The sequence below is a fragment of the Arthrobacter terricola genome (genome assembly GCF_004354015.1).
GTDB lineage: Bacteria > Actinomycetota > Actinomycetes > Actinomycetales > Micrococcaceae > Arthrobacter > Arthrobacter terricola.
In genome coordinates this window covers 58,314-72,757 of the sequence record NZ_SMRU01000020.1, presented here as the reverse complement: position 1 = coordinate 72,757, position 14,444 = coordinate 58,314, and the positions used below count along the sequence as shown (strand labels likewise).

Sequence of the window (14,444 nt, the reverse complement as noted above, 5' to 3'; positions counted from 1 at the left end):
CACTGTTCAGGCCGGATCACTGCTTAGGCCGGATCCGTGCGCAGCAGTACCCTTCGCGGTCGTCGCCCGCGACCCGGTCTTCCTCGACCCCGCAAGCGGCTGCGGCTCCGCTGAGGAAGGCTCCGTTCATGGCGCAGACAACATCGGTATGGCTCCCCGCCAGGCGGTGGAACGGGCAGTTCGCGAGCGAGTACCCGCCGTCGTCGTCGGCCTCCGGATGGTAGCCGTAGTTCTCCAGGACCTCCGTGAAGTCCGCTCCATCACCGCCAGCGGCGCGGCCGTGCGCATAAGCGGTTTCGAGGAGGGTTTCGCGCGGGGACCCGCCGTCGTCCATCATGCGGTGGAGCGCGGATGCCATTACGTCGCCGGCGAGGTCGTAGTTCCGTTCCGGAACAGACGCGCCGATCTCGTCAACGACGGACGTGTACAGCTTGGCGGGGCGCCCTGATCCCGGGCCGACCTTGCTGCCGAGCTTGCGGAATTCGACTTTCAGGAGCTCGTCGCGCACCAAGCGGTCGAGGTGGAAGGACGCCGTGCTTCGGGGAAGTCCAAGAGCCATGGCGGCGTCGTCGCGACTGACCGGGTGGTTCGCCCGGCAGACGTGTTCATACAGGCGACGGCGGTTGCGGTCGTCAAGGGACGCCACTGCCGACAGCCGGCGAAGCCAGGGAATTCCGCTCATGAACCAAGCTTATCTCTAAAAACAACATCCATTGCTTAATCCTCCGGAGCTTTCTAAAATCAAGATATCTACTTTTAGAAAGAAGGCATCATGGCAACTGCACCGACCCCTGCCCAGGCGAAATCCGGATCCTTGCTGGCCGCCGATCCGCAACGGCAGGCGTTCCTCCTGCTCCGGACGGTATTCACCATCGCGCCCATCATTTTCGGCCTGGACAAGTTCACCAACCTGCTGACCCACTGGACGATGTACCTCGCGCCGGTCGCCACAACCGTGGTGCCCATACCGGCTCAGACATTCATGTACATCGTGGGAGTCGTGGAGATCGTGGCCGGGATCGCAGTGGCGGTCCGCCCGCGCTTCGGCTCGCTCCTGGTAGCCGTGTGGCTCCTGGGAATCATCGTGAATCTGCTGGTTCTCGGCAACTTCTACGACGTCGCGCTCCGCGACTTCGGGCTCTTGGTGGCCGCCCTGGCCCTCAACCGCTTGTCCGTGTCCGCCCGCCGCTGACCCGCCGTCAACCTGCGTTCGGGTCCGCATCCCGCGAAGTGAAAGCCAGGACCTCCCACAGGGGGTCCTGGCTTATCGCTGTCCCGATCACCCCGGCCGGGGCCTCATCCCCCAGCCCCGCGGCCGCCGTCGAACCCTCGCGGCAGGCGGGTGAACCTGGGAACTAAAGGGCGGTCCGCCGTCGTTCTCATGAATGGCTGGCTAGACTTGCCAAGACCGCTGTTCCGTGCCGGGCGGCGAAACTGTCGAAGATCGCAAAGAAAGGCCGAGGTTGGCTGAGGGCAGCAGTTCCCACTATCAGGTCCTCCGGGTTTCCGTCACGGCCACGGACAAGGAAATCAAGGTGGCCTACCGCAAGGCTGCCAGGCTCGCCCATCCGGACCACGGCGGCGATCCCGCGGCCTTCCGGCAAATCACCCTCGCCTATGAAACACTGATCGATCCCAAGCGCCGCGCGGAGTACGACCGCCGCTACGCCAGCAGCACTTCAGGGAAGTTCAGCCCCCAACCCGAAAGGCCGGACTACAGCGGCGCCGCCGCTCCGCGGACCGAAGCCCGCCCGTCCGCGGGAGCCCATCGGCCCAACACGCCGCGCAACACCGCCGGCGACCCTCCCGTCTACGTGCCGTCATTCGACGACCCCCTCGAAGTGCCGCTCCTCTCGAAGGGCGAAGCAGCCTTGCAGGTCCACGGCATGCCAAGGAAACGCGGGATTTTCGGCGCCGAAGCACGCATCCAACGGGAAATGCGGACCGTGCAGCTGATCAGCCGGCAAATCCTGCCCGCCATTCCCTCGGCCCGGCTCATCAACGGACTGCTCTCGCCGTCGGACAACAGCCACATAGACCACGCCTTGCTCGCCGGATACCGGCTCGCGCTCATTGGCTCCATGCTTCTGCCCAAGGGCGCCTACGCCTGGGACGGGCTCGCACTCAGGCACGGCGGCCGCGCGGTTCCCCCACCGCAGCTCGATCTGATCGTCCGCCACATGCAGGAGATCTTCCCGGAGCTGAATGTCACGGGATGGGTGGTGGTGCACAGCACGGACGGCAACCCGCACGAACCGGTCATCGACCACTATCGGCGGACAGACGGGGAGTTCGGCTCGGTACAGATCGTCAACGCCGCCGGACTGGCCCGTGGCCTCAAGCAATTCCTGAGTTCCGGTCCGGTCCCGAACACGGTAGTTGTGCCCGTCCTCGCGCGCTTGCTGCGTGGCATGCACTGACCTGTCCGGCACCGCCAGCCACCCGACCATGCCGCTCCCCGCCCCTCGCTAGGATTGATACGTGTTCCGCATCCTCTTCCACACCCCTGAAATCCCGGGAAACACGGGAAACGCCATCCGACTCGCCGCCATCACGGGTGCCGAACTGCACCTCGTGGAGCCGCTCGGTTTCGACTTCTCCGACGCGAAGCTCCGCCGAGCGGGACTCGATTACCACGACCTCGCCGTCGTCACGGTGCATCCGGACATCGAGGCGGCGTGGGCAGCCTTGCAGCCTGAGCGCGTCTTCGCGTTCACGTCCGACGGCGATACCTCCTACACGGACATCGCTTACCAAAAAGGCGACGTACTGTTGTTCGGTCCGGAATCGGTGGGCCTTCCGGCTTGGCTGAAAGAGGATCCCCACGTCACAGCACGCGTGCGGCTCCCCATGTTGCCCTCCCTGCGCTCGCTGAACCTCGCCAACGCCGCCTCGATTGCTGTGTACGAGGCCTGGCGCCAACACGGCTTCGCCGGCGCCCAGGTTTAGCCGGCAATCCAAAGCCCTAACTGCGCCGAATACCCTGTGCAGGCATATTCAGCCTGGTAGCGAAAGGGGGCGCACGTGACTGCTCTTGCGACTCACAGGGCCCCTGGTTCTGCCCGGGTGCCCGACAACCTATGCTGGACGGTAATGGATACACCCAATGTGGGGGGCTCGGAAGCCCCGGAACTGCTTGCCGGCTCCAATGCCCAGCTCGCAGGCCTCCTCGGCCAGATCGCCGACGGTGACCAGGCGGCCTTCAAGGAGTTCTACCAGCTCACTTCGCGGCGCGTTTTCGGCATGGCCAGACGGGTCCTTATCGACGCCGGCCTGAGCGAGGACACCACGCAGGAAGTATTCATCCAGGTGTGGCAAAAAGCATCCACGTTCGATCCCGCCGCGGGCAGTCCCCTCGCCTGGCTCATGACCATCGCACACCGTCGCGCCATCGACCGCGTCCGCTCAGCACAGTCCGCCTCGGACCGCGAAGCAAGGTACGGCGCGGCGAGCCAGGACCCCGACCACGATTCGGTGGAAGAGGAAGCCGGCAGCAAGCTCGAAGCTGAAGCCGTCACCCGTTGCCTTGGAACCCTCACTCCCACCCAATTGGAATCCGTCCGGCTCGCCTACTATGGCGGGCTGACGTACCGGGAGGTCGCCGAACGCCTCGGTGCCGCGATTCCAACCATCAAGTCGCGGATCCGCGATGGGCTCCTCCGCCTCAAGTCCTGCATGGGGGTGGGCTGAGATGGCCGGGCTCGATGATGGACAAGGAAACGTCGGGAAGGATGGATACCCCCGCAGGATGTTTGCCAATGACATCGCCGCTGACCTCATGGAGGGCAGGCTCCTCGAACTTGCCGAGATCTACGCCCTCGACGCACTGACGGATACCGAGCGCGCGGAAATCGACCACTACCTTGAGACCGCACCGGAACGTTCCGCTTTCCTGGAGCGGGTGCGGCAGTCGCGTGAAATCCTCGCGACCGCCTTTACCGTCGAGGCCGAGCCTCCAGCAGGACTCCTCGACGATATTGTGCGGCGCCTTCCTCCGCATCCTGCTGTGGCGTCCAAGCCTTCCTTGGTTCCGGACGGGCACGCCGCAACGTCTGCGGCGGCTGGCTCAAACGTCGTTGATTTCGGCGCGGCGAAGGAAAAACGGGAACGACGGCGGCTCGGCGGCTTGCGCCTTTGGCTTGCCGCTGCGGCGGCTGCCGTGGTGTTGGCAGTCGGCGGCATCGGAGTAGGCGTGTACGTCGCGGAGCAGAACGATCCCGTGAACCAGGTCCTCCACGCCCAGGACGTGCGGCAAGCCACTGTCAACGTCGACGGCGGCGGCACCGCCACGGTGTCCATCTCGAGTTCGAAGAACGCCGTGGTGGTCCGGATGAACGGGGTCCCCGCTCCCCCGGCCGGCAAGGTGTACCAAATGTGGCTCATCCCCAAGGATGGCTCCGCGCCCGTGTCCCAAGGCCTCATGGATGCCGAAGCCTTGAGCCACCCGGCAGTCGTCAAGGGAATATCGAACGCTGCCGCGATTGGCATCACGGTGGAACCCGTCGGTGGCTCGAAGAAGCCGTCCCTTCCCACTGTTGCGGACGCGCCGTTGACGTAGAAGGCCGTTCCACAGGTCTTGACCTTGACGTAACGTCAACTTCTACGCTTGAAGCATGAAGCAGGACGAAGCAGCACGCTGGACGATCTCGGAGGTAGCCAAGGCAAGCAAGGTGTCATCACGGACCTTGCGCCACTACGACCAAATGGGATTGCTCGAACCAGCGCATACCGGACTGAACGGTTACCGGTTCTACGGCCAACAGGAATTGCTCCGCTTGCAGCGCATCCTCCTGCTTCGTGACCTTGGCCTTGGGCTCGAGACCATTGGCGAAGTTCTGGATGGCCAGGCCGATCCGGTGGAGGCGCTCGCCGTCCACAAGGAATGGCTCCTGGCCGAGCGCGACCGACTGGACCGGATGTCCCGAACGGTCGACGCCACCATTGCAGCACTACGTCAAGGAGAAAACATGACTGCAGAAAATATCTTCAAGGATTTCGACAACAACCCCTATGAGGCCGAAGCCCGCCAACGCTGGGGCGACCAGGCGGTCGACGCCAGCAATGCGCGCCACGCGGCGATGACGCTGGACCAGAAGCAAGCCTTCATGGAGGATTACGCCGCCGTGAACGAGGATCTAGCCCGCTGCCTCGACGCCGCCCTCCCGGCTGACGATCCGGCGGTGCAGGCCGCCGTCGAACGCCATTACGCCTGGATCTGCCTCAGTTGGACACCGAGCGCGGAATCGTACGTTGGCTTGGGCCAAATGTATGTGGACGACCCCCGCTTCACCGCCAACTACGACAAAGTGCGGCCCGGACTGGCGTCCTACCTGCTGGAAGGCATCAAGATCTACGCCGCGGAAAAGCTCAGCTGAGCGTTTCCGCGCGGAAAGAACGACGGCGGCCCCGCCTCCGGGATCAATACCGGTACCCGGGGCCGTCGTCGGGCTTTCCTGTTGTTGAAACTCCCAGTGCCGGAATCCCGGCTACAACACCAGCGACAAAAGCATGATGAAGCCAAAGCCGACCAGCGAGATCAGGGTTTCCATCACGGACCACGTCTTGAAGGTCTGTCCGACGGTGAGGCCGAAGAGTTCCTTCACGAGCCAGAAGCCGGCGTCGTTGACGTGGGACAAGAACAGCGAACCCGCTCCGATCGCGAGGGCGAGGAGCGCCGCGTGCGTCGGGCTCAGGGTGGTGGCCAGCGGAGCCACGATGCCGGCGGCCGTCACGGTGGCAACTGTCGCCGAACCCGTGGCGAGCCGCAGCGCGACCGCCACAATGAAGCCAAGGACCAGCACGGACATGTTGGCGCCCTCGGCCCATTTCTTCACGGCATCGCCCACGCCCGCGCCAATAAGGGTCTGCTTGAATCCACCGCCGGCGCCGACGATCAGCAGGATGGCCGCGATCGGGCCGAGGCTTGCGCTCAGCTTGGAAGTGATCTTGCTCCCGGTGAAGCCGACGGAGTAGCCAAACGTCACCATCGCAGCGAGCACGGCCAGTGTCATGGCAACAAGGGGCTGGCCGATGAAATCCAGGACGGTGCGGATCATGGGAGCGTGAGCGGCATCGGGCCACACAATGTCAGCGATTGCCTTCAGGAGCATGAGCACCACCGGGAAGATGATGGTGAGCAAGGTGACGAGGAAGCTCGGTTGGCGCTTGACGTCACTGAGGTCCACGGCATGCGTCGTGTCGATGCCGCCGGCTACCGCGGGGGCCTCCACGGGAACCCAACGGGCGGCCAAGCGCGAAAACAAGGGCCCGCAAATGATCACTGTGGGGACGGCGACCAGGAGGCCCAAAGCCAAAGTGGTGCCGAGCTCGGCCTTCACGGCGCTGATGGCAATGAGCGGGCCCGGGTGGGGTGGCACCAAGCCGTGGAGCACCGAGAGACCGGCAAGCGCAGGAATCGCGATGCGCATCAGCTTCATCTTGGAGCGCTGGGTCACCAGGACGATCACCGGCAGGAGGAGCACAAGGCCGATCTCGAAGAACATGGGCAAGCCGATGATGACCGCCACCAGGGTCATCATCCAGACGACCCTGTTTCCCTTGGCCTTTTCCAGCAGGGTGTCTACTACCTGGTTGGCACCACCGGAGTCCGCCAGGAGCTTGCCCAGCATGGCGCCAAGCGCAATCAGGAGGCCGACCTCCTTCAGGACGCCGCCCACTCCGTCTTCGAAGTTGCTGACCACCTTGTCGAGCCCGACGCCGGACGCGAGGCCGACAAATGCCGAGCCGAGGACGAGCGACAGGAACGGATGGACTTTGAACTTTGCGATCAACAGGACAATCAGCGCGATGCCGATTGCCGCGACTACGAGGAGTTGGGTGTCATGCCCGGTCCAGTTCAAGCTACCCCGCCCACCGCGTGGTTCGGCAATGCTTCAAGGCCGAGCCGCTCGATGATTTCCTCGGCTTCTTCTGCCGGTGACGCCGAGACGCACAGCGAGACGTGGTTTTCGTCTTCGGTGGGCTCTTCGAGGGCCTCGAACTGGGATTCCAGCAAGGAGGCCGGCATGAAGTGCCCGTGGCGGGACGCGAGGCGGTCGGAAATCTTGTCCTTGCTTCCTTGGAGGAAGACGAAGACGACGCCCTCGCCACGCAGGACATCCCGGTAACGCTTTTTCAGGGCCGAGCACGTGATGATGCCGGGCCTGCCTTCCGAGGTGCGTTCCTTGATCCAGCCGGCAATGATGTCCAGCCAGGGCCAACGGTCCTCATCCGTGAGCGGCTGGCCCGCGTGCATCTTGGCCACATTCGTTTCCGGATGCAGGTCATCGCCTTCTGCAAGGTCCCAGCCAAGCCGTCCTGCGAGCACGCCCGCGACCGTCGATTTCCCGGAACCGGAGACGCCCATGATGACCAGTACGGGTTGTTGTGCAGTCTTCGTCATCAAAGTCTGCCTTCCTCAAATAAATATGATTTAAACGAGAATAAGCATATGACACGGGTTACACATCGGCAATGTCAGAAGCCTGCGATCGTCGCCGAACCGTTGATTTCCACCACATGGAACGCCTCAGCGCTGCGGCCTTCCGGCATGCCTGCCCGCGAAGCGTTATGCCGGAGCATGCCGCGGACAGTGCGATCCATGCCGTCGAGGTCTGGATGCTGGCTCGCGTGGATCCGGATCGCCGCGAGCTTGGCGTCCACGTGGTCCGTGACGTCCACGAAATAGTTCTCACGGGCCTCCGGACCGGCGAACAGCCAGAGCCACGGCAATTTGAAGGCTTCCAGCCCCGCCTCCGCGAGTTCCGGGTAGGCATAAGGGTTCTCCAATGCCGGGTACACGGCCCGCGTCACGATCTCGCCCACGGCCAGGTGGTCCGGATGGCTCTTCTGCATCCTTTCCCAGTTCCGTTCCGGATGCATGGCGAGGACGATGTCCGGCCGGATTTCACGGATCAACTTCACCACTTGCTTGATGACGCCATGTGTCGGCTCAAGGTAGCCGTCGCGTTCGTGAAGGTAATGCACGTCCGTCACACCAACAAGGGCAGCAGCTTTCCTCTGCTCTTCGGCGCGCATCGCGATGATTTCGTCCCGGTGCGCGGGGTCGAAGCCTCCCGCATCGCCGTCGGTCATGACGCAATAACTGACTTCGACCCCGGCGGAAGTCCAAGCTGCTATTGCCCCGGCCGCGCCGAAATCGATGTCGTCAGGGTGGGCAGTAAAACAAAGCACCCGCTCAACGCGCTCCGTGGAGGCATTGAACGGGCTCTTTGCTGACAATGAGTCAGGAGACAAGGGGTCAGCCTTTCCGCTTCTTGATTTCTTCCGTGGCTTGCGGAACCACCTTGAAAAGGTCACCGACGATGCCGAAGTCGGCAATCTCGAAAACCGGCGATTCCGCGTCCTTGTTGATCGCAACGATCACCTTGGACGTTTGCATGCCTGCCTTTTGCTGGATGGCTCCGGAGATACCCGCGGAAATGTAGAGCTGCGGAGAAACGGTCTTTCCCGTCTGGCCCACTTGGTAGTCGTGTCCGATCCATCCGGCGTCGGTGGCTGCACGCGACGCGCCGACGGCACCGCCGAGGGCATCCGCCAGCTCTTCCAAAGGACCGAAGTCACCGTCCACGCCGCGGCCGCCGGCCACCACGATCCTGGCTTCCGTGAGCTCGGGACGGCCGCTCGCGGGCTTCTCGGTGCGGCCGGTAATGCGTGCCGCGTTCGCCGCGGCGTCGGCGGGAACCTCAACCGTGATGGTTTCCGGTGCACCGGCGCCCACTGGGGCGTCGACGTCGACGCTGTTCGGCTTGACCGCGAGGATAGCGACGGCGGTACGCGCCTTCGCCGTGGTGGTGTAAGACCCGGCCAGGACCGACTTATGGGAGGTGCCGTCGGCGTCCACGCCAACCACGTCGGTGATGACGCCGGCGTTGAGCTTCACGCCGAGGCGGGCCGCGATTTCCTTGCCGTCGGCAGTGTTCTCCACCAGGACGGTGTCCGCACCGGACGCCGCAACGGCGGCCGCGAGGTACGCCGCCTTCGGTGACACCAGGTAGTTGTCCAGGTCCGTGGCCGAGGGGCGGTAGACGGCGGTGGCGCCGTGCGCGCCCAAGGCGGCTGCGACGTCGTCGTTCAACTCGCCGTTGAACGCAACGGCGGCTTCGCCGAGCGAGCGGGCGATCGTCAGGAGCTCAAGGCTGCTCTTCTTGAGCGCGGCTCCCGGGTTGTCAATGAATACAAGTGCTTTTGCCATGTTTCGGAATCCCTCTTAGAGCAGCTTCTGGGCGGCGAGGAAGTCAACCAGCTTGATGCCGGCGTCGCCTTCGTCAGTGATGATGGTGCCTGCCGTGCGCGGCGGACGGGCTTCCGCGGTCTCGACGGCGGTCCAGGAACCGGCCGCGCCGACCTGGGACGCATCGACGCCGATGTCGGCCAGGCTCAGGGAAGCGATCTTCTTCTTCTTGGCGGCGAGGATTCCCTTGAAGTTGGGGTACCGCGGCTCATTGATCTGGTCCGTCACCGAGACCAGTGCCGGCAGCGTCGCCTCGATGGTTTCAGCGTGGGCGTCGCCGTCTCGGCGTGCCACGACGCGATCGCCATCAACGTCGAGGGAGGAAGCGAAAGTTACCTGCGGGAGGCCGAGGCGCTCGGCGAGCTGCGCCGGCACCAAGGACGTTTCGCCGTCGGTCGAAGCCATGCCGGTCAGGACCAGGTCCACCGGCGAGTCGGCGCCGAGGTGCCGGATCGCCGCGGCAAGGGCGAGGGATGTGGCTGCGGCATCGGAACCGGCCAGGGCGTCGTCGCTCAAGTGCGCACCCGAGGAAGCGCCGATCTGCAAGGACTTCTTGACAGCGTTCACCGCGCCGGCGGGACCCATGCTCAAGGCGATGACTTCGTTGCCGGCCTTGGCTCCTCCGCGGGCCTCGCTGATCTGCAGGGCGGCTTCAAGGGCGTACTCGTCCAGCTCGGAGAGGATGCTCTCGTCGCGGTCCGTCGTGTTGCCTGGGCCGGTGAGGTGTCGGTCGAACTGCGCGTCCGGGACGTGCTTGACCAGAACAACAATCTTCAATGTATCTCCCACTGTGTTCGAGGCGGCCTTACATACTCGGGGATGGCCAGCAGCTGGCGGCGTGGCCAAGAGTGCCCAGAGTATCGGCTCGTCCTAGCTAAGCATATTGCGCCACAAGTCGAACAACGGCGCCTTCCCGCATTAACTCCTGTTTCACGGAACCGCCGCTTCCAGCTCCTTCGCGCACAACGTGCAACGCACGACGACGGCGGGCCGCACTGTGCCGCCCGCCGTCGTCCTGCTTTCAATCCGGTTATCCGAGCCCGTCAGCTGGCAGGCGCTGCGTCCAAGGTGACGTCGAGCTCCTGCGACTGGCCTCCGCGCTGGACGGTCACCTTGACCGTGGCGCCCGCCGGCTGTTCGCGGACCGCTGCGGTCAGCTGCTCAGGATCGGTGATGGCCATGCCGGCGAACTGGGTGACGACGTCGCCCACCTTGACGCCGGCCTTGTCGGCTGCGGAGCCCGCGGTCACGCTGGCTACCTGCGCACCCACCGAGAAGCCCGAGGTGCTGCTTCCGGTTGCGGACTTGGCCTGCACGCTGACCCCGAACTGTCCGTGGGTTGCCTTGCCGTTCTTGATCAGTTCATCAGCCACGCGCTTGGCGTTGTTGATGGGGATGCTGAAGCCCACGCCGATGTTCCCGCTGGACGAGGACGAGGCGCTGCTGCTTCCGGCCGATGCAATCGCCACGTTGACGCCGATGATCTCGCCCTTGGTGTTGACCAGCGCGCCGCCGGAGTTGCCCGGGTTGATGGCCGCATCGGTCTGGATCACGTTGAGCGATACCGTACCCTGGGCAGTGCTGCGCTGGCTCTGGCTCTGGCCGCCGTTCGGCGGGGCGAATTCGAAGCCGCCCTGGCCGCCGCCCTGCGAGTTGTCCGAGCCGCCGTTCGGAACGGCTGAGGAGGCCACGCTGATGGTGCGGTTGAGCGTAGAGATGATACCGTCCGTCACCGTGCCCGGGAGGCCAAGCGGGGCGCCGATTGCCACGGCGTTGTCCCCCACGTTGATCTTGCTCGAGTCGCCGAGGGTTGCCGGCACGAGGCCCGAGGCATTATCCACCTTGATGACCGCGAGGTCGGACAACGGATCGGTTCCCACGACTGTCGCCGTCAGGACGCGTCCGTCGCTGGTCCGGACTTCGAGGGCTGCGTTGGCGCTGGCGCCGTCAAGGGTGACAACGTGCGTGTTGGTCAGGATGTGGCCTTGGTCGTCGAGGATGATGCCCGAGCCCGTACCGGCCTCGCTTCCGCTGGTCGCGGAGATCGTCACGACGCTGGGCGAAGCCTTCGCGGCCGCTGCAGTGACGGCATTGACGCTATCCGTGTTGTTCACGATCACGGTGCCGGCCTGGTTGCTGCTGGCTGCCACGGGAGTCCGGTTGTTGAACAACTGGTCGCCCGCCGCCACAACGCCGCCACCGACGAGTCCGGCCGCGAGGATGCTCGCCACCAGGGTCCCGACGCCGAAGACCGGCTTGCGCTTGGGGGTCGCCGCCGGGCCGCCTGGGTTGCCGTACTGCTGGCCGCCATAGTGCTGCGAGGGGTTCTGCGCGCCGTAGAACGGCTGGTGCTGCGGGTACGGGTGGCCCTGGCCCGCGGGATAATCGGGACGCTGCGGTTCCGCGTGATGGCCGGTCCCCGCAGGGTGCCGCACGCCGTATTGCGGAGCAACTTGGTGCGAGCCGCCTTGTTGTGGGCCGCTTTGCTGGGAACCGTTGTCCTGGGTGTAGATCTGCTCCGTGGCATTCCCGCCCGTCGCATTGCCCCAGGGAGCCGGCTCGGATTGCGGGGCGAAGTCCTGACCCGGCTGGTAGGCCGGCAGCGGGGCCGTAGGCTGGGAGTTGGCCTGCTTGCCCGCCTCCCCGGCACCGGCGTTCTCCGGACCATAGTTGTGGGGGCCGTTGTTCTCCGGTGCGGCGCCCTGTGCTGGGTTCTCCGTCATGGGACTTCCTTTCATCCTCGTCCCTTTAACTATGGCCACTCTTGCTGGATCAAAAGTCGACGTTCGCTGGGAGCTTGCTGAACGCCGTCGTCGAGACTGTCGCGGCGCCTCGAACGGACCGGCTAGCCCCCTCAACGCTTGGGAACGGTGGTTCTCTCCCCGTTTCGCTGGCGGCATATTTGCTGCTGTGGACGAGCCAAAAGGTGCACCATAGTATCAAGTGGAATTGCCACAGCGACCTGCGGCTTGAAAACCATGCGTGGGGGCGCTGATGCATTCTGTTTCGATTGCTCCGGCCTGGACCAATCGCAGACGTGCTGAAGGGTTGCACATGCGGTCAATGTTGAAACGTGTATTCGCCGTCATCGGCTTGGCTGCTGTGCTGGCGTTCCCCGCCGCATCAGCATGGGCAACAGATCCGGTGACCATTCCATCCGGCCAGAACATCACTGACGACGCCGGCGTCCTGCAGGACAAGGGCGCGGTCCAAAACGCCATCTCGTCCCTGTATAGCCAACACCAGTTCAACCTGTACGTCGTGACGGTCCCGTCCTTCACCAACCCGAGCACGCCCACCGATTGGGGCAACGCCGTGGCTAAGAAGAAGTCCTTCGGATCCAACGACGTCCTGCTGGCCATCGCCACGAACGATGGCAAAGTGAACATCACCCGGGGGCCGGGCAGCAAGATCAGCGATTCCCAGCGAAACGACATCCTTAACAAGGCTGTCCTCGCGAACCTGGTACAAGGCAAGAAGAACTACGACCAAGCGGTCATCGACGCAGCAAAGGCCATAGGCGACACCCAGGGTTCCGGTGCGGGCGTTGCAGTGCTCGTTGGCGCCGCGGTTGTGGCGGCCGGCGGCGTCGGCACCTACCTCTACTTCCGCAACCGCCGAAAGAGCGTCACTGCGGGCGCAGGCGGAAGCCGGCAGGCCGAACAAGCCGATCCCCTGGCCGGACTGAGCACCGAAGAACTTCGCCGCAAAGCCGGCACCCTGCTGATCGAGGCCGACGATTCCATCAAGTCCAGCGAGCAGGAACTCGGCTTCGCCCAGGCGCAGTACGGCGATGCCGCGGTCGGAAACTTCACCAAAGCCTTGGCGGAAGCCAAGAACCACATGACCGAGTCCTTCAAGCTGCAGCAGCAGCTTGATGACCACATTCCGGATACCGAACAGCAGCAACGCAGTTGGCTCGGCGAAATCATCCGCCGCTCGAACGCTGCCCTCGAATCCCTGCGGGAGCAAAAAGCCGACTTCGACTCTTTGCGCGAGCTCGAGAAGAATGCGCCGCAAGCACTGGCTGCCGTTGCGGCCGGAGCTACCGAAGCCGGAGCCAAGATCAGCAACGCCGAGCAATCCCTCAATGACCTCCGCGCGAAATACGCGGACAGCGCGCTCGGCCATGTCAGCGACAACATCACGCAGGCCAAGGACCGGCTGGCGTTCGTCCAGAACGCAGCAAGCACGGCACAGGAAAAGCTCGGCAACGGCGAGAACAGCTTGGCTGCGGTGGCAGTCCGCGCCGCCGAAGAAGGACTGCACCAGACGAACGTGCTGCTCGATGCCATCTCAAAGGTGGCGTCCAGCCTTGACGACGCCCGGACTTCGCTGGAGAACGCCGTCGTGGAAACCAGCCAGGACCTCGCACAGGCCAAGGCGATGATCCAGTCCGGCGGGCATCCGGAACTCGCCGGACCGGTAGCCGGCGTCGAAACCGCGTTGGCCCAGGTCAAGGCCGAGATGCAAAGCGGGAAGATCGATCCCATCTCCACCCTGGATCGGGTGGAAAAAGCCCACCAGGCCTTGGACCAGTCCCTCACGGGCATTCGCGACCAGCAAGAACAGGCCCGGCGCGCACAGGCCTCCCTGCAGCAAGCCATCATGGCTGCGCAGTCCCAGATCAGTGCCACATCGGACTACATCGCGGCACGGCGCGGCGGCGTGGGACCGGAGGCGCGCACACGCCTCGCCGAAGCCCAACGCAATCTCGACTACGCGCTCTCGATCTCCCGCAATGATCCTGTCACTGCCTTGACCTACGCCCAGCAGGCCCAAGCACTCGCGTCGCAGGCCGTGCAACTGGCACAGTCCGACGTCGACCAGTTCGGCGGCTTCGCCAACCAAGGCTACGGCCGCGGCGGAATGTTCGGGGGCGGCGGAAACGGCGGGGGCCTCGGCGGCGCGATCCTCGGCGGCATCCTCATCAACTCGATCCTTCACGGCGGCGGTGGCGGCTGGGGCGGCGGAAACAACGACGGCGGCGGAGGAGGGTTCTTCGGTGGCGACGGCGGTGGAGGCGGAGGCTTCTTCGGCGGCGACGGCGGCGGAGGCTGGGGCGGCGACTCCGGCGGAGACGGGAGCTTCTAGCTCGAAGCAACACTCCGCCGGGATCTGTCCCGACGGAGAAGCGGTACAAGAACTGATCACTGGATTCAGTGGGCACCACTGAGCAGGACGAAAGGCA

At 64.5% G+C, this 14,444-nt stretch carries 14 protein-coding genes; 7 read left to right on the top strand and 7 right to left on the bottom strand.

The window, feature by feature from the left end; all coding sequences use genetic code 11:
- Positions 1 to 16: 16 nt before the first annotated feature.
- Positions 17 to 682 carry a helix-turn-helix transcriptional regulator gene (locus tag E1809_RS16735; RefSeq protein WP_133205374.1) on the bottom strand — a complete coding sequence of 222 codons (666 nt, stop codon included), beginning with the start codon at positions 680 to 682 and terminating at the stop codon, positions 17 to 19.
- A 90-nt stretch (positions 683 to 772) separates the two neighbouring features.
- Between E1809_RS16735 and E1809_RS16730 the strand changes: the two genes are divergently transcribed.
- The 6 genes from E1809_RS16730 (at position 773) to E1809_RS16705 (ending at position 5,375) form a co-directional block, all read left to right on the top strand.
- On the top strand, positions 773 to 1,192 hold the full coding sequence (locus tag E1809_RS16730) for a hypothetical protein (protein ID WP_133205373.1): 420 nt from the start codon (positions 773 to 775) through the stop codon (positions 1,190 to 1,192).
- Between the two features lie 271 nt (positions 1,193 to 1,463).
- Positions 1,464 to 2,420, top strand: a complete 957-nt coding sequence (locus tag E1809_RS16725) for a J domain-containing protein (RefSeq protein ID WP_133205372.1) — start codon at positions 1,464 to 1,466, stop codon at positions 2,418 to 2,420.
- A 61-nt stretch (positions 2,421 to 2,481) separates the two neighbouring features.
- Positions 2,482 to 2,949: a tRNA (cytidine(34)-2'-O)-methyltransferase gene (locus tag E1809_RS16720; protein WP_133205371.1), complete on the top strand. Its 468-nt coding sequence runs from the start codon at positions 2,482 to 2,484 to the stop codon at positions 2,947 to 2,949.
- Between the two features lie 144 nt (positions 2,950 to 3,093).
- On the top strand, positions 3,094 to 3,690 hold the full coding sequence (gene sigK / locus E1809_RS16715) for an ECF RNA polymerase sigma factor SigK (protein WP_133205370.1): 597 nt from the start codon (positions 3,094 to 3,096) through the stop codon (positions 3,688 to 3,690).
- Between the two features lie 58 nt (positions 3,691 to 3,748).
- Positions 3,749 to 4,558: an anti-sigma factor gene (locus E1809_RS16710; protein WP_133205369.1), complete on the top strand. Its 810-nt coding sequence runs from the start codon at positions 3,749 to 3,751 to the stop codon at positions 4,556 to 4,558.
- A gap of 55 nt (positions 4,559 to 4,613) precedes the next feature.
- Entirely contained in the window at positions 4,614 to 5,375 is a 762-nt protein-coding gene (locus tag E1809_RS16705; protein ID WP_133205368.1) for a MerR family transcriptional regulator, read from the top strand.
- A 111-nt stretch (positions 5,376 to 5,486) separates the two neighbouring features.
- On the opposite strand, the gene E1809_RS16700 is transcribed toward E1809_RS16705, so the two are convergent.
- From E1809_RS16700 to E1809_RS16675, 6 genes are all read right to left on the bottom strand, one after another.
- A complete protein-coding gene (locus E1809_RS16700; RefSeq protein WP_235835645.1) occupies positions 5,487 to 6,860 on the bottom strand; it encodes a GntT/GntP/DsdX family permease in 1,374 nt (457 codons plus the stop codon).
- A complete protein-coding gene (locus E1809_RS16695; RefSeq protein ID WP_133205366.1) occupies positions 6,857 to 7,402 on the bottom strand; it encodes a gluconokinase in 546 nt (181 codons plus the stop codon). Before E1809_RS16695 ends, E1809_RS16700 begins: the two co-directional genes overlap by 4 nt.
- A gap of 74 nt (positions 7,403 to 7,476) precedes the next feature.
- Positions 7,477 to 8,256: a PIG-L deacetylase family protein gene (locus E1809_RS16690; protein WP_133205365.1), complete on the bottom strand. Its 780-nt coding sequence runs from the start codon at positions 8,254 to 8,256 to the stop codon at positions 7,477 to 7,479.
- A gap of 4 nt (positions 8,257 to 8,260) precedes the next feature.
- Positions 8,261 to 9,214 (bottom strand): electron transfer flavoprotein subunit alpha/FixB family protein, encoded by a 954-nt coding sequence (locus E1809_RS16685; RefSeq protein WP_133205364.1) that lies wholly within the window; start codon positions 9,212 to 9,214, stop codon positions 8,261 to 8,263.
- Between the two features lie 15 nt (positions 9,215 to 9,229).
- Positions 9,230 to 10,030: an electron transfer flavoprotein subunit beta/FixA family protein gene (locus E1809_RS16680; protein WP_133205363.1), complete on the bottom strand. Its 801-nt coding sequence runs from the start codon at positions 10,028 to 10,030 to the stop codon at positions 9,230 to 9,232.
- 266 nt (positions 10,031 to 10,296) lie between these two features.
- Positions 10,297 to 11,976 (bottom strand): S1C family serine protease, encoded by a 1,680-nt coding sequence (locus E1809_RS16675; RefSeq protein ID WP_133205362.1) that lies wholly within the window; start codon positions 11,974 to 11,976, stop codon positions 10,297 to 10,299.
- Positions 11,977 to 12,307: 331 nt separating this feature from the next.
- On the opposite strand from E1809_RS16675, the gene E1809_RS16670 reads away from it, so the two are divergent.
- Positions 12,308 to 14,347, top strand: coding sequence for a TPM domain-containing protein (locus tag E1809_RS16670; RefSeq protein ID WP_133205361.1), 2,040 nt, complete (start codon positions 12,308 to 12,310; stop codon positions 14,345 to 14,347).
- Positions 14,348 to 14,444 lie beyond the last annotated feature (97 nt).